Source organism: Mesorhizobium sp. B3-1-6, assembly GCF_006439555.1.
GTDB lineage: Bacteria > Pseudomonadota > Alphaproteobacteria > Rhizobiales > Rhizobiaceae > Mesorhizobium.
On record NZ_VFTM01000021.1, the window covers coordinates 86,115 to 107,960 of the forward strand.

The 21,846-nt window shown below is 63.8% G+C and carries 22 protein-coding genes; 10 read left to right on the forward strand and 12 right to left on the reverse strand.

All coding sequences use genetic code 11. From position 1 onward, the window contains the following. Positions 1-236: 236 nt before the first annotated feature. On the reverse strand, positions 237-1,577 hold the full coding sequence (locus tag FJ414_RS19435; RefSeq protein ID WP_140645962.1) for an FAD/NAD(P)-binding protein: 1,341 nt from the start codon (positions 1,575-1,577) through the stop codon (positions 237-239). 476 nt (positions 1,578-2,053) lie between these two features. Next, the gene (locus FJ414_RS19440; protein WP_140645963.1) at positions 2,054-2,239 is read right to left on the reverse strand and encodes a hypothetical protein; all 186 of its coding nucleotides are present in this window, start codon (positions 2,237-2,239) and stop codon (positions 2,054-2,056) included. A gap of 309 nt (positions 2,240-2,548) precedes the next feature. Between FJ414_RS19440 and FJ414_RS19445 the strand changes: the two genes are divergently transcribed. The 4 genes from FJ414_RS19445 (at position 2,549) to FJ414_RS19460 (ending at position 5,816) form a co-directional block, all read left to right on the forward strand. Next, positions 2,549-2,911, forward strand: a complete 363-nt coding sequence (locus FJ414_RS19445; RefSeq protein ID WP_140645964.1) for a septal ring lytic transglycosylase RlpA family protein — start codon at positions 2,549-2,551, stop codon at positions 2,909-2,911. Positions 2,912-3,248: 337 nt separating this feature from the next. Continuing rightward, a complete protein-coding gene (locus FJ414_RS19450) occupies positions 3,249-4,526 on the forward strand; it encodes a polyhydroxyalkanoate depolymerase (RefSeq protein WP_140645965.1) in 1,278 nt (425 codons plus the stop codon). Positions 4,527-4,715: 189 nt separating this feature from the next. Further along, positions 4,716-5,333 (forward strand): transglutaminase-like cysteine peptidase, encoded by a 618-nt coding sequence (locus tag FJ414_RS19455; RefSeq protein ID WP_140645966.1) that lies wholly within the window; start codon positions 4,716-4,718, stop codon positions 5,331-5,333. Positions 5,334-5,561: 228 nt separating this feature from the next. Continuing rightward, on the forward strand, positions 5,562-5,816 hold the full coding sequence (locus FJ414_RS19460; RefSeq protein ID WP_140645967.1) for a hypothetical protein: 255 nt from the start codon (positions 5,562-5,564) through the stop codon (positions 5,814-5,816). Between the two features lie 293 nt (positions 5,817-6,109). Here the strand turns inward: FJ414_RS19460 and FJ414_RS19465 are convergent, their stop codons facing one another. The 4 genes from FJ414_RS19465 to FJ414_RS19480 are packed head-to-tail and all read right to left on the reverse strand — an operon-like array spanning position 6,110 to position 8,841. Then, positions 6,110-6,472, reverse strand: a complete 363-nt coding sequence (locus FJ414_RS19465) for a helix-turn-helix transcriptional regulator (RefSeq protein WP_140645968.1) — start codon at positions 6,470-6,472, stop codon at positions 6,110-6,112. A 10-nt stretch (positions 6,473-6,482) separates the two neighbouring features. Next, positions 6,483-7,007 (reverse strand): Smr/MutS family protein, encoded by a 525-nt coding sequence (locus tag FJ414_RS19470; RefSeq protein WP_140645969.1) that lies wholly within the window; start codon positions 7,005-7,007, stop codon positions 6,483-6,485. Next, positions 7,004-8,110, reverse strand: coding sequence for a murein transglycosylase A (locus FJ414_RS19475; protein ID WP_140645970.1), 1,107 nt, complete (start codon positions 8,108-8,110; stop codon positions 7,004-7,006). The genes FJ414_RS19470 and FJ414_RS19475 overlap by 4 nt, the downstream gene beginning before the upstream one ends. 23 nt (positions 8,111-8,133) lie before the next feature. After that, positions 8,134-8,841, reverse strand: coding sequence for a Tim44/TimA family putative adaptor protein (locus FJ414_RS19480; RefSeq protein ID WP_140645971.1), 708 nt, complete (start codon positions 8,839-8,841; stop codon positions 8,134-8,136). A 201-nt stretch (positions 8,842-9,042) separates the two neighbouring features. Between FJ414_RS19480 and FJ414_RS19485 the strand changes: the two genes are divergently transcribed. Further along, positions 9,043-9,537: an FxsA family protein gene (locus FJ414_RS19485; RefSeq protein ID WP_140645972.1), complete on the forward strand. Its 495-nt coding sequence runs from the start codon at positions 9,043-9,045 to the stop codon at positions 9,535-9,537. Positions 9,538-9,825: 288 nt separating this feature from the next. Beyond that, positions 9,826-10,329, forward strand: a complete 504-nt coding sequence (gene secB / locus FJ414_RS19490) for a protein-export chaperone SecB (RefSeq protein ID WP_140645973.1) — start codon at positions 9,826-9,828, stop codon at positions 10,327-10,329. Positions 10,330-10,652: 323 nt separating this feature from the next. Here secB and dnaQ read toward each other — a convergent pair whose 3' ends face one another. The 5 genes from dnaQ to FJ414_RS19515 all read right to left on the reverse strand — a co-directional run bounded on the left by dnaQ (position 10,653) and on the right by FJ414_RS19515 (position 14,584). Continuing rightward, positions 10,653-11,510 (reverse strand): DNA polymerase III subunit epsilon, encoded by an 858-nt coding sequence (gene dnaQ, locus FJ414_RS19495; protein WP_281405800.1) that lies wholly within the window; start codon positions 11,508-11,510, stop codon positions 10,653-10,655. Continuing rightward, positions 11,437-12,042, reverse strand: coding sequence for a dephospho-CoA kinase (gene coaE / locus FJ414_RS19500; RefSeq protein ID WP_140645975.1), 606 nt, complete (start codon positions 12,040-12,042; stop codon positions 11,437-11,439). Before coaE ends, dnaQ begins: the two co-directional genes overlap by 74 nt. Next, positions 12,042-12,875: a shikimate dehydrogenase gene (locus tag FJ414_RS19505; RefSeq protein ID WP_140645976.1), complete on the reverse strand. Its 834-nt coding sequence runs from the start codon at positions 12,873-12,875 to the stop codon at positions 12,042-12,044. The genes coaE and FJ414_RS19505 overlap by 1 nt, the downstream gene beginning before the upstream one ends. Further along, positions 12,868-13,467: a Maf-like protein gene (locus FJ414_RS19510; RefSeq protein WP_140645977.1), complete on the reverse strand. Its 600-nt coding sequence runs from the start codon at positions 13,465-13,467 to the stop codon at positions 12,868-12,870. The genes FJ414_RS19505 and FJ414_RS19510 overlap by 8 nt, the downstream gene beginning before the upstream one ends. 295 nt (positions 13,468-13,762) lie before the next feature. Beyond that, positions 13,763-14,584: a pyruvate, water dikinase regulatory protein gene (locus FJ414_RS19515; protein WP_140645978.1), complete on the reverse strand. Its 822-nt coding sequence runs from the start codon at positions 14,582-14,584 to the stop codon at positions 13,763-13,765. Positions 14,585-14,987: 403 nt separating this feature from the next. Between FJ414_RS19515 and hemE the strand changes: the two genes are divergently transcribed. The 3 genes from hemE to rho all read left to right on the forward strand — a co-directional run bounded on the left by hemE (position 14,988) and on the right by rho (position 18,038). Continuing rightward, entirely contained in the window at positions 14,988-16,016 is a 1,029-nt protein-coding gene (hemE, locus tag FJ414_RS19520; RefSeq protein ID WP_140645979.1) for a uroporphyrinogen decarboxylase, read from the forward strand. Beyond that, positions 16,013-16,558 carry a protoporphyrinogen oxidase HemJ gene (hemJ, locus tag FJ414_RS19525; RefSeq protein WP_140645980.1) on the forward strand — a complete coding sequence of 182 codons (546 nt, stop codon included), beginning with the start codon at positions 16,013-16,015 and terminating at the stop codon, positions 16,556-16,558. Before hemE ends, hemJ begins: the two co-directional genes overlap by 4 nt. A gap of 214 nt (positions 16,559-16,772) precedes the next feature. Beyond that, positions 16,773-18,038, forward strand: a complete 1,266-nt coding sequence (gene rho, locus FJ414_RS19530) for a transcription termination factor Rho (protein WP_140645981.1) — start codon at positions 16,773-16,775, stop codon at positions 18,036-18,038. A 213-nt stretch (positions 18,039-18,251) separates the two neighbouring features. Here rho and FJ414_RS19535 read toward each other — a convergent pair whose 3' ends face one another. Beyond that, complete coding sequence (locus tag FJ414_RS19535) at positions 18,252-20,288, reverse strand: thioredoxin domain-containing protein (RefSeq protein WP_246672446.1); 2,037 nt, start codon at positions 20,286-20,288, stop codon at positions 18,252-18,254. A gap of 110 nt (positions 20,289-20,398) precedes the next feature. On the opposite strand from FJ414_RS19535, the gene mnmE reads away from it, so the two are divergent. After that, positions 20,399-21,706 carry a tRNA uridine-5-carboxymethylaminomethyl(34) synthesis GTPase MnmE gene (gene mnmE, locus FJ414_RS19540; protein ID WP_140645982.1) on the forward strand — a complete coding sequence of 436 codons (1,308 nt, stop codon included), beginning with the start codon at positions 20,399-20,401 and terminating at the stop codon, positions 21,704-21,706. Positions 21,707-21,846 lie beyond the last annotated feature (140 nt).

The window sequence follows — 21,846 nt, forward strand, 5'->3', positions numbered from 1 at the left end:
TTCACGGGGTGTGCGCTCTATCGCCTCTCCTGTTGAACTTGGCGGGACAGCGCCCCCCTCTGTCCTGCCGGACATCTCCCCCACTTGGGGGGAGATCAGCAGCTCCGCCCGCAGCGTCTTCTTCTGCAATGTCGGCGATTGGCGAAAGCCGAGGCGACAGCCAATCTCCCCACTTGTGGGGGAGATGGCCGGCAGGCCAGAGGGGGGCGCCGTGGAGCGCCAACCTCGACGAAAAATCACCCCAGCAATTGCTTGCTCAGCTTCGCGCATTGCACGCGGATGTCGGGAATGGCGTCGATCTCGAAGAAGGTGCCGCGCGTCAGCGGCCCGACGGCGAGCAGCTTCGACGACACCGTGCCGTCGGCCGCGATCAGCTCGCATTTGGCGGTGACATCGAGGCCGAGGCGCAGCGGGTCGGGCCGCGCCACGCCGCGCTCGACCAGCGAGCGCACGACGCCGTTCGACGATCTCGAAATGTCGCGGGCGATGCCCATGCAATCATAGATGCGGGCGACGTCCAGGGTCTCGACATCCTGCCTGCCGCGCGGCTGGATTTTCACGGCGAAGCCGCCGTTCGCCTCGACGTTCACGACCCTTCCGGCGACGAGGCGGATGCGGCCCGAGCTTACCGCCTCGGTGACGCGCGCGTAGACTTCCGGCGCCATGCGGTGGCGGTGGATGTCCCACCAGGCCTTGGTGTGCTCGACGAAGCGGCGCTTGGCCGAGGATGGCCAATTCTGCCAGATCGTCTGGTTGAACGGCCTCAGGCCATCGACGACGTCGCGCCAGTCGCCGCCGGCCTTCTGGGTCTCGCGGATCAGATTGCGGAACCAGCCGACGAAATAGGAGAGCTCCGTGCCGAGCGGAATGTCGGCGATATCGAGCTTGATCGGATTGCCTTTGCGGTGCGGCGACGGCAGCAGCCCGCGCCGCGACACCGCGACGATGGCGCCGCGATGGCCGCGCTGTTCCAGCGAGAGAAACGCGTCGACCATGCTCAGGCCGGTGCCGAGCAGCAGCACCTGGGCTTGCGGATCGAGCGTGGTGTCGGCCTCCGTGCCCATCCGGACGGCGTGGCCCTGGAAGGCGCCGGGCTGCTCGTCGTGACCGGTGGCCAGGACGGCAAGATGCGCGACGACGCTGGTGCCGTTGGCAAGCGCGACTTCGACGCCGGCGGGCGTCGGCGCGATCGACAGGCTCTCCTCGCGGATCAGCCTGAGCCGGCCGGTGTCGCGCTCGCGCTCCACGAGGCCGTCGAGCAATTCCTGCAGATAGCGGGCATAGAGGCTGCGCGGCGCATAGAACGGCCCCTGGTCCGGCCTGGCGAGGCCGTGTTCCAGCACCCAGCGCGCGAAATGCGTCGGGTCGTCGGCATAGCCGCTCATGCCGGAGGCGCTGACGTTGAGCACATGCGCCGAAAGCAGCGTCGAATAGGCCATGCCCTGGCCGAAATGCGGCCGCTTCTCGATCAGCGTGACGCGCAGGTCCGGATTGGGCGATTTCAACAGATGCGCGGCCAGCACGACGCCGCTGGCGCCGCCGCCGACAATGATGATGGAATTGGCGCGTCCAACCATGACTGCTTGCCGAAACGGAGCGATCAGCGCGCGGCGAGCGCCGCGAGCGGCCTTGGCCGCAAACCACGAACGATCGCCGGAACGGGCTTTTGAAGGTCGCGCATCGTTCTCTCACTCCCAATGTTGATAAGATTACTATACTAACCGAGCCGGGCACGAAACCAGAGTTCCAATTGCCGCGCCATTTGAAGCATGAATTTGCCCGGATAGCGTGGCAGGAGGATTTTCGTTCGATCGGCATCCAGCGCCTTGCGCGCCTTCGTCATTCTGGGCGGAGCGACGCGGGAGCGGAGCGTAGACCTCAGGAAGGACGACACAAGAGACGCTCAGCCAACGCGCAAGGGTGCTGCTTGCCGGCGAACGCGACCGCTTGCCGCCGCGCGACGAGAGCTGCTACCGGGCCTGGCAGTACTGGTCGCAATGATCGGGTCGCAGACTAACCTTTGTCGCCAGCCGTCTCCGCGCGGCCGGCAAGGTCAGATGCGCGAGCGGTTCGCCCAGCGCAGCCCGACCACGCCGACCAGCATGGTGACGAGGCCGATATAGAGCCATTGCGTCTGGCCGGTCATGAAGCTGCCCTTGACGAGGCCGAGACCTTGCAGCGACCACAGCGCACCCAACCCCAGCACAATCAGCGCCAGCACAAACCTGATCAATCGCATCGGCTTGACCCTCTCCGGAAGTCGATTCTGAACGGCAATGGGGACACAACAAAAGACTCGGAGGAACCGAAGCAGTTCCGTTCCTCTGTACTTGAATCCTGACGACCGATGTTGGCCGGAACGACCCGGATATCGGTCCGATATTCATTGAGAATACGCCTTCCCGGTGCCGGAAATATCATGACAAACTGTTTCGCGGCGACTCCAAACGTGTGCCATCGCCATGGAACCGCCAGATCAATGCCGCATTTCCCGCCTCATTCGACACATAACGGCGGGGCCTACCTCTAACGGAGCCACCCCCAAAGCATGAAGAAAATCAACCAGACCGCGCTTGTCGCGGTAACGATCGCGGCTGGCCTGATGGCCGGCGCCTCTTCCGCCTCCTCCGCCGCCGCGCAGTGCGGCCGCGCTTCCTGGTATGCGCTGCATTCCAGAACCGCCTCGGGGGAACGCATGAACCCCTCGGCACTGACTGCCGCCCATCGCTCCTTGCCCTTCGGCACCAAGCTCAGGGTCACCAACAAGAACAACGGCCGCAGCGTCGTCGTGCGCATCAACGATCGCGGTCCGTTCGTGAAGGGACGCATGCTCGATCTCTCCCGCGGCGCCGCCGGCCAGCTGGGCTTCATCGGTTCGGGCCATACCGCCGTCTGCATGGCGCGCGTCTGAGCTTTGTTTTGATGCATGTCGTTGCCCCAAAACCGCTGCACACTTTAGGGCGACATGCATTGTCCGTCGGACCATGATCCAATGCGGACCAAGTGGTTCGGGATCATGGCCGGTGTCCGGCATGAGGGCCGGACACATATCCTTCACATTTCCGCAGCGCACATTGAGCCGGCTCGCCCGCTCAAGCCCGATTTTCAACAGGTTGAACCAAAGAAGCATTCGTCAGACAAAATGACGTATTGCATCGCAAAAATATCTTGTTAGCCTCGCCAGGAGACATTCAAGGCTCGGCGCTGTCCGTCGTCCTTTTGGTCGTTGGACGGCAGCGGGGTTCGCGATGTTCTACCAGCTCTATGAAATGAACCATGCGGCGCTGCAGCCGGCTCGCCTCTATGCCGACGCGGTACGGCTCTTCTACTCCAACCCGCTCAATCCGATTTCCCACACCCCCTTCGGCCGCTCGGTCGCGGCGACCGCGGAGCTCTTCGAGCGGACCACCCGCCGCTACGGCAAGCCGCAATTCGGCCTGGACAAGACCGTGGTCGACTGGAAAAGCGTCGCCGTCGCGGAAAAGACGGTCTGGTCGAAGCCGTTCTGCAACCTGATCCGTTTCGAGCGCGCGCTGCCCGCCGGCCGCAAGCCGGACCCCAAGCTTTTGATCGTGGCGCCGATGTCTGGCCATTACGCGACGCTGCTGCGCGGCACGGTCGAGGCGATGCTACCCTATGCCGACGTGCACATCACCGACTGGGTCGATGCCCGAATGGTACCGGCGGCGCAAGGCAGCTTCGATCTCGACGACTACATCGACTATGTCATCGAGATGTTCCACGCGCTCGGCCCCGACACGCATGTGATGGCCGTGTGCCAGCCTTCGGTGCCGGTGCTGGCGGCGGTGGCGCTGATGGAAAAGCGCGGCGATCCCTTCGTGCCCGCCACCATGACGTTGATGGGCGGCCCGGTCGACACGCGCCGCAACCCGACCGCGGTCAATCTTCTGGCCAAGGAAAAGGGCATCGACTGGTTCCGCGACAATGTCGTGATGCAGGCGCCCTGGCCGGTGCCGGGCTTCGGCCGCATGGTCTATCCGGGCTTCCTGCAGCTTTCGGGCTTCATGAGCATGAATCTCGACCGCCACATCATCGCCCACAAGGACTTCTTCATGCACCTTGTGAAGCATGACGGCGACAGCGCCGAAAAGCACCGCGACTTCTATGACGAATATCTGGCGGTGATGGACCTGACGGCGGAATTCTACCTGCAGACGGTCGACACCGTGTTCGTGCGCCATGCTCTGCCGAAAGGCGAGATGAAGCATCGCGGCGAGACGGTCGACTGCGCGGCGATCCGCAACGTGGCGCTGCTCACCATCGAGGGCGAGAACGACGACATTTCAGGGCTCGGCCAGACCCAGGCCGCGCATGATCTGTGTGTCAACATTCCCGCCGACAAGCATGTCCATTACATACAGCCGGCCGTCGGCCATTACGGCGTCTTCAACGGCTCGCGCTTCCGCTCCGAGATCGTGCCGCGCATCGCCGACTTCATCTCCAGCTATGGCCGCCAGCAGCGGGTGGCGGTGAGGCCGAAGCTGGTCCGTTCAGCCAAAAGCTGAACGCCGGAGCCCAGATCAGCCCTGCCGCCGCCCGGCGGCCGGCCGTGTTGCGCCCACGCCTCTGTTGCGAAAGTGCCGCTACGGGATCGTCCAGGTAACCATGCCGTCAAACTGGCCGTCGTCTCCAATTGACACGGACTGTAAATCGCCTTTAACGTTTCGTTAATAAAGAACAGGGCGGCGGGGACAATGACTTCCTCAGCGATGACGCGGATTCTGCGTTTGTGTGCGGTCGCAGGGCTGACGATCTCTGCGCATTGGGCCGTGCCTGCCTGGGCGGCGGGCGCGATGGCCACGGGCGGGCTGACCTCGCAGCCGATCGGCCACTATGATTTCTGCAAATCGCATCCGAACGAATGCAACATCCGCCCGGCCAATCTCGATCCGGCCAGGATGACCGACGGTCTGTGGCGCCGGCTGACCAGCGTGAGCGCCAAGGTCAACGCCGCCGTCAAGCCGTTGAGCGATCTCGATCACTACGGCAAGGACGAAGTCTGGGCCTATCCGGACGACGGCTATGGCGACTGCGAAGACTATGTGCTGGAAAAGCGTCGCCAGCTCTACCGCATGGGCATGTCGCTCGCCGATCTTCTGATCACCGTCGTACGCAAGCAGGACGGGGAAGGCCATTCGGTGCTGACGGTGCGCACCGACAAGGGCGACTACGTGCTCGACAACCTGACCGACAAGGTCAAAGCCTGGGACGCGACCGGCTACCGCTTCCTCAAGCGCCAGGCGATCGACAACACCGGACGCTGGGTCTCGATCCGCGACGGCCAGGCGGTGCTGGTCGGCTCGGTGCAGTAGGCGCCAACTTCGGTTTCGTCATATTGTAGGGCGAAGCCAGAGCGCAGCGATGCGCCGCGGTCCCGGCCGCCAAACTACCCTATCCTCCTCAAACCATTCTATGGTCTGCGCCGCGTCGCTTCGCTCCCGCTCCGCCCGTGGATGACGAAGTCTCACAGCTCCATGAACCATTTCCTCCCGGACGGCGACACACGGCCGTGGACGGAAACCAAACCATGGAGAATTCAAATGACTGCTTTTCTGCGGAACACCCTGCTTGCCGCCGTCGCGGTATCGGCCCTGACCGGATCGGCTCTGGCGGACGAGACTGTCAAAAGCTGCGCCAAGACCAACTTCAATGATTTGTGGAGCGGTCGCTGCTGCAGCGTCGGTTCCGCGAACTGCCCGGGCGGCGGCAATGGCCGTGATCATCAGGGCCATCAAGGCAATGGCGGCCGGGGCAGCACCAATGGCGGCAGCGCCAACGGCGCCGGCAAGCTCTGATTTAGAGGTGAGGGCTTTCCACAGCGTCGCACATGGAAGCCTTGGCTTCGCGCCTTCGTCATTCTATGGCGGAGCAAGGAGCGAAGCGACGCAGCGCAGACCATAGAATCCATTCCGTGACCTAAGAGCGTTGCTGCGGTGCAGAAAAACCTCTGTTCTGCACCGCCTTTACCCTTCGCGCGAGGTCACGGAATGGATCCTCGGGTCTCCGCGTCCGCTTCGCTCCCGCTGCGCCCATGGATGACGAAGTTCGGGCGGCTTCGGCTAGCGGCATCCCGTTTTATGCGGGCAAACTATCCCCTCAGCGCAGCTCGGACCAATGCCGTGATCTTCCTCAGTTCCGTTTCATCGAGCCTTTCGATGCTCTCGGCCAAAAGGTTGGCCAGCTCGGTGGCCGCCGGCGACAGGCCGGACGTGTCGATCCTGACCCTTGGGTGCGAGCTTTCGGCGAGGCGGGCAAGTTCCTCGGCGTCGTCCCAGATGATGTTGAAATAGCCGATGATCTTCTGGATCAGCGTCCAGGTCGGCGCGCCGCGGCGGCCGTGCTCGAGCGCCGACAGATAGGCGGCGCTGACGCCGATGGCTTCGGCCATCGCCTTCTGGCTGACGCCGCGTTCGGCGCGCAGCGCCCTGAGCTTCTCGCCGAACGGGGTCATGTTGGCCCGCTCATGCGCGTATCCGCCGCAGCCGCACATAGAGCGCGCCCGAGCCGCCATGGTTGCGGGCGGCGTGATCGTGGCTGGACACAAGATGCCGGAAGGCCGGCGTCGACAGCCAGGCCGGAACGGCGCGGCGCAGGATGCCGTCGCCGCCGGAGGACGAGCCCTTGCCGGTGATGATCAGCACGTAACGGATGCCGCCGGCATGCGCCCGGTTGAGGAAGGTGAGCAGCAGCGAATAGGCTTCGTCCTGCGTCATGCCGTGCAGGTCGACGCGGCCTTCGATCGGCAGCCGGCCTTTTTTCAGCTTGTGCAGCGTCTGGTCGTCGAGCGCATGCGAGACATGCTGCGGCTTGGGTTTTGCGGCAGCGGCCGGAACGCCGTTGACCGGAGCGGCGGCCGGCGCCGGTTTCGGCTCGACGATGTCGGGGATCTCGACGGCGGTCTTGCCTTTCAGCGGCCGGGCCGAACGCGCCACCAGGTTCCACAGGATGCGGTCGTCGTCGCTGAGATGATCGTCGCGGCGGCTCACCGGCGCGCTCCATCGAACAGGCCGCGGGGCACCAGCGCGTAGAAGTCGGCGGCGTTGCGGACCACGCCGGCGATCTCGCCGGCGGCGTCGCTGGAGCCGGCGAAGAGGTCGCCGCGGGCCGGGCCGGTGATGGCCGAGCCGGTGTCCTGCGCGATCATCAGCCGCCGGAACGGTTTTTGGTCGAAGGCGGTGAGCGTCGGCGCGTCGATATAGAAGGGTGTGCCGAATGTGTGCAGCAGGCGGTCGACCGCGACCGAACGCCCGGGCGTCAGCGGCACCTTGGCGGCGGCGATGGGCCCAAGCGCGGCATCGTCGACGTCGGCTTCGCGGAAGAAGATGTAGGAGCGGTTCCGCCACAGGATCTCGTCGACGCGGTCGGGATGCGCCTTGAACCAGGCGCGGATCGACTGCATCGTCACCTTTTCCAGCGGGATTTCGCCGAGATCGCTCAAGGTTTTGCCGGGGCCAGAAAAGCGCTGGCCGGACTTGGCGGCATAAGTGACGCGGGCGAGCCTGCCGTCGGTCATCTTCAATCTAGCTGCGCCCTGCACATGGATGAAGAAGGCATCGACCTTTTCGGCGAGCCAGGCGATCTCGAGGTTCTGGCCGGAGAGCGCACCGCGCTCGATTTCGCCGCGGTCGAAATATTCGACGGGAGCAGCATCCGTCAGGCGGGCGAAGGCCAGATAGCTATCCATGGCGGCCGGCCGGTTGCCGTCGTCGATGTCGATCAGGTCGGCGGGGCGGGACAGCAGCGGCACGGTGAACCGCTCGGTCCTGACCGGCGAGGCCTCGACCTCGGGTTCGTAAAAACCGGTGACGAGGCCGGCGCCGCCATTGTCGGGTACGACCAGAGCGGGAACGAAATGCCGTTCGAAGAAGGACCGCGCCTCGGATCTGCTCGGCGCCGAAACGGCGCGCGCCTCGGCATAGGCCTCGGCAAAAGCATTGAAATCGACGCCGAGCGATCCGGTGCGGTAAGGTTTTATCGGCGCGTGGAAGGCCGAGCGGCGGAACGCGGCGAAGGCCGCAAGATGATCATCCTCGCCCCAGCCCGGAAGGTCGGTAAAGGATTTTTCGCTGAAAGTGGGAGAGAGCGGCACGACTGGGGCCCCGCCGCTTGATCTCAATCTTCTTCTTCGGTGGCGACGAGCTTCCAGTTCGGGTCGCGCGAGCGGGTGTCGCGGGCGAAGGTCCAGACATCCTTGACCTCGGCCACGGTTTCCGGGTCGCCGTCGATGACGGCGCCGGCCTTGTCACGGGTCGCCGAGATCAGCTCGGAGACGATGCGCAGCGTGATATGCGCTTCCGAACCCTTCATTTCGGCTGCGACGATGTCGGCCTTGTCGATGCCGACGAAGGAAGACTGGATCTTTTCGGATTTGGCCTCGCGTTCGCCGATCGCGGCGACGAAACCGTCATAGACTTCGCGCGACAACAGATTCTTCAGCGTCTTACGGTCGCCATCGGCATAGGCCATGACGATCATCTCGTAAGCCATCTTGGCGCCGTCGACGAAGCCCTTCGGCTCGAAGGCCGCATCATTGTCCTTGATGGAGCGCAGGCCCTTGTTGAGATCGGTGTCGGGTTTGGCGAAGGCGTCGATATCGGCATAGGTCTCGGGCGCGGTTTCGCCCGGCGCGCGCTTGCGCGGCAGCGACACGACATTTTCAGGCTTTTGCGCCGCATCGGCCTCGCGCGTGCGGCTCGCCGAATAGGGATCGAAGGGCGGACGCTCGTTTCCGGTGCGACGTCCAAGCACGTTGCGCAGCTGGAAAAAGATCACAACCGCCGCAATCAGGAAGAAAATCGTGCCGAAGTCGAAGAAACCCATATTTTCCGCCAACCGATCCCTGTCCGTGCCGGACCGGCGTAACCCCTGGGGGACCGCGGTCGCATAGCGTTCAACACCCAAAGCATATAGAACGGCAGGCGCAATCATTCAAATCAAAGGCAGCCATACCTATCTAAGGGCGCCAAGGCCAGCGGCGATTGTCCGCCAGCGCCGCAAAAGAAGAAAGCGATCGGTCGAGACTTGCGCATTTCGTTCATCCCGTTGTTCCTGCTCCTGCTGCCGCTGCTGGAGATCGCCGGCTTCGTCGTTGTCGGCCGTGAGATCGGCGCTTTGGCGACGGTCGGGCTGGTCATCCTGTCCACCGTCGCGGGCAGCCTGTTGCTCCGGCACCAGGGTTTTGGCGTCATGGCGCGGGTGCGGACGGAGATGGATGCCGGGCGCGACCCCAGCCGCCAGCTCGCGCATGGCGCCATGATCGTGCTGGCGGCGATCCTGCTGATCATCCCGGGCTTCATCACCGATATCTTCGCCATTCTTCTGTTGCTGCCGCCGGTGCGCGACTTCGCCTGGCGCGCGCTCAAGAGCCGCATCGTCATGGCGACCAGCTTCAGCAGCGGCTTTTCGGCCCGCCGGCGCGACAATGTCATCGACCTCGACGACACAGACTATTCGCGCGACGACTATCCGAACCGGCCGGACCACAATTCACCCTGGCGGCGGCTGAAGAACGACTAGTCCTCGACAGGGACTTTGACCGGCCGGCTCTGGCAGATGGCGTGCCTTGGAGATTGGCCGAAACGCCCATCGCGATCGTCATTCCAGGGCGAAGCAGGAGCGAAGCGACCCGCGCAGACCCTGGAATGACGAGGTTGAGGAGCTTCAGCCAATCCCCAGCGTTTGCGATGTCCTGTTCCTCCTGCCGATAAGGGCGGCAAAACTTGTTTTGTCCGGCCGACCATGGTAGCGAACCCGCGATTTCAATCCGGTCAGCAATGCTGCCCAGGCAAAAGGACTTAAAGGCTAATGGCCAGCAACGATGACGCGGCGACCGGCGCCGCCAACGGCAACGGCACCCAGAACCAGCCCTCGCTCAATGTGCTTGCGCAATATGTGAAGGACCTGTCCTTCGAGAGCCCCGGCGCGCCGAATTCGCTGCGCGGCCGCGACAAGGCTCCGGGTATCGCCATCAATGTCAACGTCAACGCCAATCCGCTCTCGGACAAGCAGTTCGACGTCAATTTGACGCTGAACGCCAAGGCCTCCTTCGACCAGGAAGTGCTGTTCAATGTCGAGCTGGTCTATGGCGGCGTCTTCGCCATAAACGGCTTCCCGCAGGAGCATATGCTGCCGCTGCTGTTCATCGAATGCCCGCGGCTTTTGTTCCCGTTTGCCCGCCAGATCATCGCCGACGCCACCCGCAATGGCGGATTCCCGCCGCTGATGCTCGACCCGATCGATTTCGCGCAGATGTTCCAGCAGCGCATCGCCGAGGACCAGGCGGCGGCGAGCAAGATCCAGGTGAGCTGAGGCGAATCGGCGCCACACCGTATGGAGAGCCCGGCTTCGCGCCGGGCTTTTTTGTTTGATCAGGGCCCAGCGAGCAGTTGCCAACCTTCGCGATTGGCCGTGGCCGCCTTCCCGTTCGTCATTCCAGGGCGGAGCAAGGAGCGGAGCGACGCGCGCAGACCCTGGAATCCATGCCGTGACGTCAAGGCGTTACGGCGGTTACAGAATTCTGCACCGTCGCACCCTACGGCCGAGGTCACGGCATGGATACTCGGGTCAAGCCCGAGTATGACGACGTCACGGGGGTTTCGGCCAATCTCCAACGTCGGCGCCAGCGCGCCCGCTCAGCCCGCTGTCGCCACTTTCAGCCACAGCGCCTTTTCACCCAGCGTCGAAACCAGCCCGGCATGCGCCGCGCGATCCGTTTCGCTCAACCGCGACGGCAGCGCGATTGGCCGGGCGCCGATCGAGATGTCGATGTCGGCCACCTCGCCGGCGCCGTTTATCCGCACCGCCACGGCCTCGAGCACCAGCGCCGCCTGCTTGCCGCCGATCAGCTCGATATAGACCTCGGCCAGCAGTTCGGAGTCGAGCAGCGCGCCGTGCTTGGTGCGGCGGGTGTTGTCGATGCCGTAACGACGGCAAAGCGCATCGAGCGAGTTCGGCCCCATCGGATGCTTGCGGCGCGCGAGCGCCAGCGTGTCGACGATGCGGCCGGGATCGATGGCCGCCTGGTCGAGCCGGCTGAACTCGATATTGAGGAAGCCGATATCGAAGGTGGCGTTGTGCGCGATCAGCTTGGCGCCGTCGGTGAAGTCCAGCCATTCCTGCGCGATTTCGGCGAAGGTCGGCTTGCCGACAAGGTCGGCGGCGCTGATGCCATGCACGGCCTGCGCCTCGGCGTGGATGGCGCGCCCTTGCGGATTGATGAATTTGTGGAAGGTGCGGCCGGTCGGGAAACGGTTGACCAGCTCGACGCCGCCGAGCTCGATGATGCGGTCGTCGCGCAAATCGAGGCCGGTGGTTTCCGTATCGAAGATGATCTCACGCATTCGAATCAGTTGTCCTTGGCACGGGCAGCATCGTGCTTCGGCGAAAAATGGCAATGGCGGCTGCTGACAGCAAGAGTCAGGAGGGTGGTGTCTCCTTCTTATCCCCTGCCAGTTCGGCGACGATCGCCTCGACCGCCTTTCGAGCGGCATCGAAGCCGTGGCCGGTGTCGATGATGAAATCGGCCTGGCGGCGCTTTTCGGCGTCGGGCACCTGCTTGGCGAGGATCGACGAAAACTTCTCCTCGCTCATGCCCGGCCTGGCGAGCACGCGTTCACGCTGGATTTCGGGCGAGGCGGTGACGACCACGACCTTGTCGACGCGGCCGCGGCCGCCGGTCTCGAACAAAAGCGGGATGTCGAGCACGGCGAGCGGCGCGCCGGCAGCGCGGTGTTTGGCCAGGAACGCGTCGGCATCGGCGCGCACCAGCGGATGGACGATTGCCTCGAGCTTCTTCAGCGCGTCCGGATCGGCGAGCACTTTTCCGGCGAGCTTGACGCGGTCGACTATGCCTGCCTGCGTCGTGCCCGGGAAGGCCGCCTCGACCAGGGGGGCGGCCTTGCCGGAATAGAGGCGATGCACGGTCTCGTCGGAATCATGTACCGGCACGCCGGCCTCGGCGAACATTTTCGCCGTCGCCGACTTTCCCATGCCGATCGATCCGGTAAGGCCGAGCACGATCATCAATGTCCCTCGATATCGGCGACGATCATGCTTCGCAGCTCGGACGTAACGTCGGGTTTCCGGCCGAACCAGCGTTCGAAACCGGGCACCGCCTGATGCAGAAGCATGCCGAGACCATCGACGGTCTTCAGGCCACGCGCCCTGGCGGCGGCGAGCAAAGGCGTCTCCAGCGGCACATAGACAATGTCGGTGACGATGGCATGGTCCGGCAACGCGCCCGGATCGGCGGCCAAGGTTCCATTGCCATGCATGCCGAGCGAAGTGGTGTTGATGAGCAGGCCGGCATCGGCAAGCAGCTCGCCGAGCGCATCGGCGCCGTGCGCCGAGATGCCGGCGCCAAAATGGCGCCCGAGTTCCTCGGCTCTCGCGAGCGTCCGGTTGACGATGCGGATATCCTTCACCGCGCGCTCCTTCAGCGCATGGATGACCGCGCGCGAAGCCCCGCCGGCGCCGAGCACAACGGCCGGTCCATTGGCCGCCCAGCCGGGCGCATACTGGTCGAGGTTGGCGGCAAAGCCGTAGCCGTCGGTGTTGCCGCCACACAGAATGCCATCCTCGAACCATAGTGTGTTGACCGCGCCGATCGCGTCGGCCGCGTGATCGCGGCGGGCGACGCCGGCGAAGGCCGCCTCCTTGTGCGGGATGGTGACATTGCCGCCGCGAAAACCATTGTCGGCAAGCGCCTTCAGGAAGGACGCGAAATCATCCGGCGCGACGTCGATCGCTTCATAGCTGCCGTCGATGCCGTATTGCGCCAGCCAATGGCCGTGGATCTTCGGCGAGCGCGAATGCGCGATCGGATGTCCCGTGACGAAGGCCTTTTTCTCAGCCATCGATGGCTCCCAATGCGCGCAGCTCCTTCAGCACCGGCAAAAGCGGCAGGCCGACAATGGTGAAATAATCGCCCTCGATCTTCTCGAACAGCTGGATGCCTTCGCCCTCGATCTGGTAGGCGCCGACGCTGGACAGCGCCTTGGCGCCGACACGCGCCAGATGCCGGCCGATGAAGGCGGGATCGAGCTTGCGCATCGTGAGGCTGGCGACGCCGACATGGCGCCACAGCACCTCGCCGTCGCGGCAAAGCACGGCGGCGCTGTTCAATTGATGCGTCTTGCCCGACAACGTTAGGAGATGACGCCGCGCGCTTTCCATGTCGGCGGGCTTGTGAAAGATCTCGTCGCCCAGCGACAGGGTCTGGTCGCAGCCGAGCACCAGGGCGCCTGGCTTGCGCTCGCTGACCTCTGTCGCCTTGGCCTCCGCCAGGATCGACGCGACGTCCTCCGGCGAAGCGCCGCTGTCCTTCAGCGGAGCCTCGAGCGCGCGCTCGTCGACATTTGCCGGCACCGCCTCGATGTCGAGGCCGGCATTGACGAGCATCGCCTTGCGGTAGGGGCTGCCCGAAGCGAGGATGATTTTCTCGACCATGATGTTTCGCCCAACTAGCTCCCTGACGCTGTTGACCCATCGTTTGTCTGGGGGTCCAGCACAAACTTTGGAGAATGGCCAAAGCCTTACGAACTTCGTCATCCTAGGGCGAAGCTCCGTCGCGAAGACCCTAGGATCCATGCCATAACCTCAGCCGAGGGGCGCAGCGGAGCAGAATTCTACACCGTCGCAACACTTCGACGTCACGGCATGAATCCTAGGGTCTACGCCGCGTCGCTTCGCTCCTTGCTCCGCCCTAGGATGACGAAGCGGCCGGCGTCTCGGCAAATCCCAGTTAGCGCGTCTTTCCCCGCAGGGCAACGATGGCGGCCGCGGTTTCCTCGATGGAGCGGCGGCTGACATCGATCATCGGCCAGCCATGCCGCGTGCAGAGCTGGCGGGCGTAGGCGAGCTCCTCGTTGATGGCGGCGCGGTCGACATAGTCGGTCGACACGAAGGCGGCGCTGTTGCCGAGGATGCGGTTTTGCCTCACATGCGAGATGCGTTCGGCCGTGGCGATCAGGCCGACGACCAAGGGCGTCCTGGCGGCGATCAGGCTTTCGGGAAGCGGCACGCCGAGCACGATCGGGATGTTGGCGGTCTTGATCCCGCGATTGGCGAGATAGATGCTGGTCGGGGTCTTCGAGGTCCGCGATATGCCGATCAGCACGATATCGGCATCGTCCATATTGGCCGGCAGCTGGCCGTCATCATGCTCCAGGGTGAAGTTCAAGGCATCGATGCGGCGGAAATATTCGGCGTCGAGCACGTGCTGGGCGCCGACGCGGCGGCCGGCCGGCGTGCCGAGATAGGACTGGAAGACCGTCAGCACCGGCTCCAGCACCGACACGCAAGGCAGGCCCATCGCCGCGCAGCGCTCGTCGATCGAGCGCGCCAGCTTCTGGTCGACCACCGTATAGAGAATGATGCCGGGCTCTTCCTCGATATCCTCGAAGACCTTGGCGATCTGCTTTTCCGTGCGGATCAGCGGATAGATGTGCTCGATGGCGCGCGCATCCTTGTATTGCGCCGACGCCGCGCGGCCGGCCGCCAGCAGCGTCTCGCCGGTGGCGTCGGAGATCAGATGCAGGTGGAAGAAGCTCTGAGGTTTGTTCACAGGGGATGGGTCCAGGCTGTGGGCAATTGTGGACAAGGCTGGATGGGCAGGCCTCGGGTCGGGAAGCGACTGTATCAGATGGCCGCTTGTCCACAATTCGACCCGCTGTAGGCTTTGTCGCGGCGCTGGGGACAAAACTGGGGATCAATTTTTCTTGGCCGATTTCGTCCACAGCGGGAAGTCCAGACCCGAAAGGCCAAGCTTTTGACTCGAAAGCCTGAATCCGCTTCGTCCCCAGATCCCTCCAAATTGCGAAAGCGAGTACGCGACAATATGCTGACTGGCCTTTTCGAGCCGCAGGCTGGACAGGTCGCAATCATCACAACCAACAGACTCTTAGAATCAGAAGACTCTTTTAAAATAGATATTTGATTTAAGAGACACCCGGAGGGGACAGCGCCAAATGGCTGCGAAACGGATCATGCTGGACGTCCTCAAGGGCGAGACGGTTGCACCGCCGCCGCTCTGGATGATGCGTCAGGCGGGCCGCTATCTTCCCGAATACCGGGAGACCAGGAAGCGGGCGGGATCCTTCCTCGATCTCTGCTACGACCCGGACCTTGCCGTCGAGGTGACGCTGCAGCCGATCGAACGCTTCGGCTTCGACGCCTCGATCCTGTTCTCCGACATTCTCGTCGTGCCCAACGCCTTGGGGCGGGATGTCCGCTTCGAAGAGGGCCGCGGCCCGATCCTGAAGCCGATCTCGGCAGCCGAGATTCCCGCGCTGGACAGCGGTATGTTTCACGTGAATCTCGAACCGGTCTACGAGACGGTGCGCCGGTTGCGCGCAAAACTGCCCGACGAGACGACGCTGCTCGGCTTCTGCGGAGCGCCCTGGACGGTGGCGACCTATATGATTGCCGGGCACGGCACGCCCGACCAGAGCCCTGCCCGGCTTTTCGCCTATCGCGAGCCCGAGGCCTTCGCACGGCTTCTGAAGATTCTGGCCGACCACTCGGCCGCCTATCTCATTCGCCAGATCGAAGCCGGCGCCGATGCGGTGCAGATTTTCGATTCGTGGTCGGGCGTGCTGGACGAACCATCCTTCGAGGCCTTCTGCGTCGAGCCGGTGGCCGAGATCGTCCGGCAGGTGAAGGCGGCTCACCCGAACGTGCCAGTGATCGGCTTTCCGAAGGGCGCCGGCGAGCGCTATCGCGACTACAGGAGGAAGACCGGCATCACCGGTCTCGGCCTCGACTGGACCGTGCCGCTGTCGATGGCGAAGGACTTGCAACGCGACGGAGCGGTGCAAGGCAATCTCGATCCGCTGCGCCTGGTCGCCGGCGGCAAGGCGCTGGCCGACGGCGTCGATGCGATTCTAAGAACGTTGGGTGGTGGACCGCTGATCTTCAATCTCGGCCACGGCATCACGCCGGAGACGCCGGTCTCGCATGTCGAGGCGATGGTGAAAATGGTGAGGAGCCGCCGATGAGCAACGAGAACAGCGCGAGCAGTGGGAACAGCACTGGCCAGGCGATGAAGCGCATGGCGATCGGCATTGCCGTGCTCGTCATGCTGAGCGCGCTGCTCTATTTCGTGGCGGGCGACGGCTTCTACCCCTGGGCCAAGGCGATCCATGTGATTGCCGTCATCGCCTGGATGGCCGGCATGCTCTATCTGCCGCGGCTCTTCGTCTATCACGTCGATGCCGAGAAAGGCTCGGTGCAGTCCGAGACCTTCAAGGTGATGGAACGCCGGCTGCTGCGGGGCATCATCAATCCGGCGATGATCGTGACCTGGGTGTTCGGGCTTTGGCTGGCCTGGAAGGGCTTTGGCTTCCAGGGCGGCTGGCTGCACGCCAAGATAGCGCTGGTGCTCGTCCTGTCGGGTCTGCATGGCTATCTCGCCGCCGCGGTCCGGAAATTCGCCGAGGACAAGAACGAAAAACCGGCGCGGCACTGGCGGATCGTCAACGAGATCCCCACATTGCTGATGATCGTCATCGTCATCCTGGTCATCGTGAAGCCGTTTTAGATCAGGAGCATGATCTTTCCGAGGATCATGCTCCAGGCTTCCTTCGATCCAGCAGAAGCCCAGCAAAAGGCGGCTTGCTCTTTCAGGCGACCGACGATAAAAGACGGGTCTTCCTTCCCGTCATGCGCCGCCCCTTTCACTCGCTTTCGGCCGCGCCCGGCATTTGTCGTATTCAGCCGATTTTCCTCCCCAAAGCCTACCCAGAGTCTATCTGATGCAAGAAATGAAACTCGCAGAGTTCAAGAACAAGAAGCCGCCAGAGCTGATCGCCTATGCCGAATCGCTCGAGGTGGAGAACGCCAGCGTCATGCGCAAGCAGGAGCTGATGTTCGCGATCCTGAAGAAGCTCGCCGCCCAGGACATCGAGATCATCGGCGACGGCGTGGTCGAGGTGCTGCAGGACGGTTTCGGCTTCCTGCGCTCGGCCAACGCAAACTACCTGCCGGGTCCCGACGACATCTACATCTCGCCGTCGCAGATCAGGCGCTTTTCGCTCAAGACCGGCGATACGGTCGAGGGACCGATCCGCAGCCCGAAAGAAGGCGAGCGCTATTTCGCCCTGCTCAAGGTCAACACCATCAATTTCGACGATCCCGAAAAGATCCGTCACAAGATCCACTTCGACAATCTGACGCCGCTCTATCCGACCAAGCGGCTGAAGATGGAGATCGACAATTCGACCTCCAAGGACATCTCGCCGCGCGTGATCGATCTGGTCGCGCCGATCGGCAAGGGCCAGCGCGCGCTGATCAACGCGCAGCCGCGCACCGGCAAGACGGTGCTGATGCAGAACATCGCCCATTCGATCACCGCCAACCATCCGGAATGCTATCTGATCGTGCTTTTGATCGACGAGCGTCCGGAGGAAGTGACCGACATGCAGCGCTCGGTGAAGGGCGAGGTCATCTCCTCGACCTTCGACGAGCCGGCGGCGCGCCACGTGCAAGTCGCCGAAATGGTGATCGAGAAGGCCAAGCGACTGGTCGAGCACGGCCGCGACGTGGTCATTCTGCTGGATTCGATCACGCGTCTCGGCCGCGCCTACAACACCGTCGTGCCGTCATCCGGCAAGGTTCTGACCGGCGGTGTCGACGCCAACGCGCTGCAGCGCCCGAAGCGCTTCTTCGGCGCCGCCCGCAACATCGAGGAAGGCGGCTCGCTGACCATCATCGCGACCGCGCTGATCGATACCGGCAGCCGCATGGACGAAGTCATCTTCGAAGAGTTCAAGGGCACCGGCAACTGCGAAATCCAGCTCGACCGCAAGGTGGCCGACAAGCGCATCTACCCGGCGATGGACATCCTCAAGTCGGGCACCCGCAAGGAGGACCTGCTGGTGCCGCGCGCGGACCTGCAGAAGATCTTCGTGCTGCGCCGCATCCTCGCGCCGATGGGCACGACCGACGCGATCGAGTTCCTCATCGACAAGCTCAAGCAGACCAAGACCAACGCCGACTTCTTCGATTCGATGAATACGTGATTGGGGTGAGCGCGGTAGTCCGCCCCTTTTCTTCGTCATTCTAGGGCGGAGCAAGGAGCGGAGCGACGCGGCGTAGACCCTAGAATCCGTGCCGTTCCTTTTGAGCTTTGCAGCGGTGCAGAATTCTGCGCCGCTGCGTTCTTCGGCAAACGTCACGGCATGGATCCTCGGGTCAAGCCGAGGATGACGAAGAAGCTCGGCCTCGCTGGCTTTTTAGCTTCGCCGCAGCAACTTCTCCAACTCACCCGCATCCGTGACCACCGGCAGACACACCTGTCCGCTGCAGAACCAGGCGCCTGCCTTGTCCGTCGGCGGCAGCACGCCGCCCGGCAATAGCGGTCGATTCGCTTCTGTACCGATCGGCAGGACGATGTCCACCCGGCGCGGATCGGGATTCCGATTCGCAACCGGAACAAGACTTGAAGACTCTGGCTTGTCTATGATCACGAGCTTCAATGGCTCGAGCGCCAGCGCGCAGGCGTTGACGATGCCGGCTTGGCCATAGGCCAGCTGGGACGCGCGGCCCATGGCGTGCTCGGCGGCGGTCCAGGCCTTCTCCCAGATATCGAGGTCGCCGGTGAGCGACGACAGCCGCACCAGCGCCTCGACGATCTGGCTGGTGGCGGAAGGTATCGCCTCGTCGACATCGCCGCGGATGCGGATCGGAACGTCGCCGCTGTCCGACGCCGTCAGCCAGTAGCCGGTCTTTTCGTCGTCCAGGTGCCAGCGGTCGAGCTCGCCGATGAACTGCCTGGCGCGATCCGAATAGGCCGGGTCGCCGGTCGCCTCGAACAGCGCGATCGCCGCGTTGGTCATGGCGGCATAGTCGCTGGACAGCGCCGGGAAAAGCTTCTTCGCGCCGAGCATGGAATGCGGCAGGCGGCCATCCTGGCTGGCCTCGACGATATGGGCGAAAGCCTTGGCTGCGGCATCGATCCACTCACGGCGCCCAAGTGAGCGGCCCGCCTCGGCGAGGGCCGCGATCATCAGCCCGTTCCAGTCGGTGAGCGCCTTGCCGTCTCGGCCAGGCCTGATCCGCTGTTCGCGGACAGCCAGCAGCTTCGCTTTCAGAGGAGTAAGTTGAGCGTAGTCGGCGATGCCCTGACTTTGCTGTGCTTCGGTCTGGCGAATGATCGGCTTGCCTTCCCAGCCATGCGGGGCGGCCAGCTCGAAATACCGCAAGAAGGTCGACGCATCGTCGCCGAGCGCGGCTTCGACCTCCTCGCGGTTCCATGTGTAAAAAAGCCCCTCCTCGCCGTCGCTGTCGGCATCGAGGCTGGCGGCGAAGGCGCCGCCTTCGACCAGCATCTCGCGCAGCAGCCAACCGACGGTTTCTTCGATTCGTATCCGGAACAAGTCGTTCCCGGTGGCGGCATGGGCCCAGTTGCACAGGCGGATGAGCTGGGCGTTGTCGTAAAGCATCTTCTCGAAATGCGGCACCAGCCATTCGGCGTCGGTCGAGTAGCGGCTTAGGCCGCCGCCGACATGATCGTAGATGCCGCCGGCGAGCATTTTTTCGAGGCTCAGCTGCACGGCATCGCGATGTTCCGCCTGGCCGTCCCGCAGCCAGGACAGCCAAAGCGCGTGCATGAACGGCGCGTTGGGGAACTTTGGCGCGCCCTTCAAGCCACCGAGTTCGCGGTCGATCATGCCGTCGATGCGGCCGGCGAGATCGGCCAGCGTGCCGCGGTCGAGCACGGCCTTGCCCGTCGCGCCGGCAAGGCGCTGCTCGACATGGGCGGTCAGCCCGTTGGCGCTTTCGGCAAGGCTCTGCCGCTTTTCGCGCCAGGCCTTGTCGACCGCCTCCAGCACCTGGATGAAGCCCGGCCTTCCGTAACGCGCCTCGCGCGGGAAATAGGTGCCGCCCCAGAAGGGCTTGCCGTCGGGCGTCAGGAACATGGTCAGCGGCCAGCCGCCCTGCTCGCCCATGGCATGGAGGGCGGCCATATAGATCTGGTCGATGTCCGGCCGTTCCTCGCGATCGACCTTGATATTCACGTAGAGCCGGTTCATGACGGCCGCCACGGCGTCGTTCTCGAAGCTTTCATGCGCCATGACATGGCACCAGTGGCAGGCGGCGTAGCCGATGGAGAGCAGGATCGGCCGCCCGAGCTCCTTGGCTTCGGCAAGGGCAGCGGGCGACCAGCCGCGCCAATGCACGGGATTGTCGCTGTGCTGCTGCAGATAGGGGCTGGCCTCTTCGGCAAGCAGGTTTCGCGCGGGCAAGGTCACGATGGGCGGGCTCGGCATTTGGGTTTGATGCGGCAAAGCATGATGCCGAAAACCGTGAGGCGGTCTTCGGCCGACATGCTCTACCTTTAATCTAGGCGGTTCGGCAGGTCCGGCAAATGGTTTCCCCAATGGCTTCGAAGGATTCGATCGTGGCGCTGTCCAGCGGCCGCCTGCCTGCCGGCCTTGCCGTCATCCGCATCTCAGGCCCGAGGACTCGATTCGTGGTCGAAACGATTGCTGGCACCGTTAAGGACCGGTTTACCACGTTGCGCAAGCTCAAGGCCGCGGACGGCTCGGTCATCGACCACGGGCTTGTCCTGTTCTTTCCGGGTCCCGGCAGCTTCACCGGCGAGGACGTTGCCGAGTTTCACGTCCATGGCAGCCGCGCCGTCGCGGCCAAGATGCTGGAGACGATCACGCAGTTTGAAGGCGTGCGGCATGCCGAGCCCGGCGAGTTTACCCGGCGCGCTTTTCTCAACGGCAAGTTCGACCTTGTCGAGACCGAGGCGCTCGCCGACCTGGTCAATGCCGAGACGGAAGCGCAACGCCGCTTCGCCTTGCGCAACGCGGAAGGCACGCAGAGCGAGCTGTATTCGAGCTGGCGCCGCCGGCTGATCCATGCGCGCGCCATGATCGAGGCGGAAATCGACTTCGCCGACGAGGAGGACGTGCCGGGTTCCGTTTCGGAGGCGGTCTGGTCCGACGTGTCGGCAATGATCGGCGAGATCGATCGGCATGTTGAAGGCTTCAAGGCAGCGGAGATCATCCGCGACGGGTTCGAGGTTGTGATCCTCGGTGCGCCAAATGCCGGCAAGTCCAGCCTGTTCAACGCGCTGGCCAGGCGCGACGCGGCGATCGTCACCGACGAACCGGGCACGACTCGCGATTTGCTCGAGATCGCCATGGACCTCAATGGGCTGAAGGTGCGGATTGTCGACACGGCCGGCCTGCGGGACGCCGCGGGCAAGGTCGAATCAATCGGCATCGAGCGTGCCAAGGCCAGGGCCGGGGAGACAGACCTGATCCTGCTGTTGGAGGACATGGCTGACCCTGTTCCCGTCGGCAATGTTGCGAGCGGGGCTCCACTGCTGCATGTCGGGACGAAGTCCGATATCGCCGGTGCCGGCGCTGGCGCATATGATCTGGCGATCTCTTCCAGGGACGGCACCGGGCTCGGCGCTCTTCTCGACGAGATCGGAGACCGTGCCGCCAAAGCAGCCGGGGACGCGAGTGAAGTCCTCCCGTCGAGGCTGCGGCACGTCGAGCTGCTCAAGGAGACGACGGGCTTCTTGCGAGCGGCGCTGGCCGGACACAGCCAGGAACTGAGGGCCGAGGAATTACGATTGGCGGCGGATCGCCTCGGCCGGATCATCGGCGCGGTCGATGTTGAGGATCTGCTCGACGTCATCTTTTCGCAGTTCTGCATCGGTAAATGATTCACGTGAAACACGACGCGGGACCCGTGCGGCGATGACTCACGTGAAACATTTGGGCTTCGGATAGGTGTTTCACGTGAAACGAGTCGGGCCTTCGTCCTTGACAGCGCGTGATGACGGGGACATGTGTCGGGCAATCT

Coding starts and splice junctions, on each gene's coding strand:
- FJ414_RS19435 (WP_140645962.1), bottom strand. CDS start 1,577: ATGGTTGGACGCGCCAATTCCATCATCATTGTCGGCGGCGGCGCCAGC.
- FJ414_RS19440 (WP_140645963.1), bottom strand. CDS start 2,239: ATGCGATTGATCAGGTTTGTGCTGGCGCTGATTGTGCTGGGGTTGGGT.
- FJ414_RS19445 (WP_140645964.1), top strand. CDS start 2,549: ATGAAGAAAATCAACCAGACCGCGCTTGTCGCGGTAACGATCGCGGCT.
- FJ414_RS19450 (WP_140645965.1), top strand. CDS start 3,249: ATGTTCTACCAGCTCTATGAAATGAACCATGCGGCGCTGCAGCCGGCT.
- FJ414_RS19455 (WP_140645966.1), top strand. CDS start 4,716: ATGACTTCCTCAGCGATGACGCGGATTCTGCGTTTGTGTGCGGTCGCA.
- FJ414_RS19460 (WP_140645967.1), top strand. CDS start 5,562: ATGACTGCTTTTCTGCGGAACACCCTGCTTGCCGCCGTCGCGGTATCG.
- FJ414_RS19465 (WP_140645968.1), bottom strand. CDS start 6,472: ATGACCCCGTTCGGCGAGAAGCTCAGGGCGCTGCGCGCCGAACGCGGC.
- FJ414_RS19480 (WP_140645971.1), bottom strand. CDS start 8,841: ATGGGTTTCTTCGACTTCGGCACGATTTTCTTCCTGATTGCGGCGGTT.
- secB (WP_140645973.1), top strand. CDS start 9,826: ATGGCCAGCAACGATGACGCGGCGACCGGCGCCGCCAACGGCAACGGC.
- dnaQ (WP_281405800.1), bottom strand. CDS start 11,510: ATGCCGCTCGAAAGGCGGTCGAGGCGATCGTCGCCGAACTGGCAGGGG.
- coaE (WP_140645975.1), bottom strand. CDS start 12,042: ATGATCGTGCTCGGCCTTACCGGATCGATCGGCATGGGAAAGTCGGCG.
- FJ414_RS19505 (WP_140645976.1), bottom strand. CDS start 12,875: ATGGCTGAGAAAAAGGCCTTCGTCACGGGACATCCGATCGCGCATTCG.
- FJ414_RS19510 (WP_140645977.1), bottom strand. CDS start 13,467: ATGGTCGAGAAAATCATCCTCGCTTCGGGCAGCCCCTACCGCAAGGCG.
- hemE (WP_140645979.1), top strand. CDS start 14,988: ATGGCTGCGAAACGGATCATGCTGGACGTCCTCAAGGGCGAGACGGTT.
- hemJ (WP_140645980.1), top strand. CDS start 16,013: ATGAGCAACGAGAACAGCGCGAGCAGTGGGAACAGCACTGGCCAGGCG.
- rho (WP_140645981.1), top strand. CDS start 16,773: ATGCAAGAAATGAAACTCGCAGAGTTCAAGAACAAGAAGCCGCCAGAG.
- FJ414_RS19535 (WP_246672446.1), bottom strand. CDS start 20,288: ATGCCGAGCCCGCCCATCGTGACCTTGCCCGCGCGAAACCTGCTTGCC.
- mnmE (WP_140645982.1), top strand. CDS start 20,399: ATGGCTTCGAAGGATTCGATCGTGGCGCTGTCCAGCGGCCGCCTGCCT.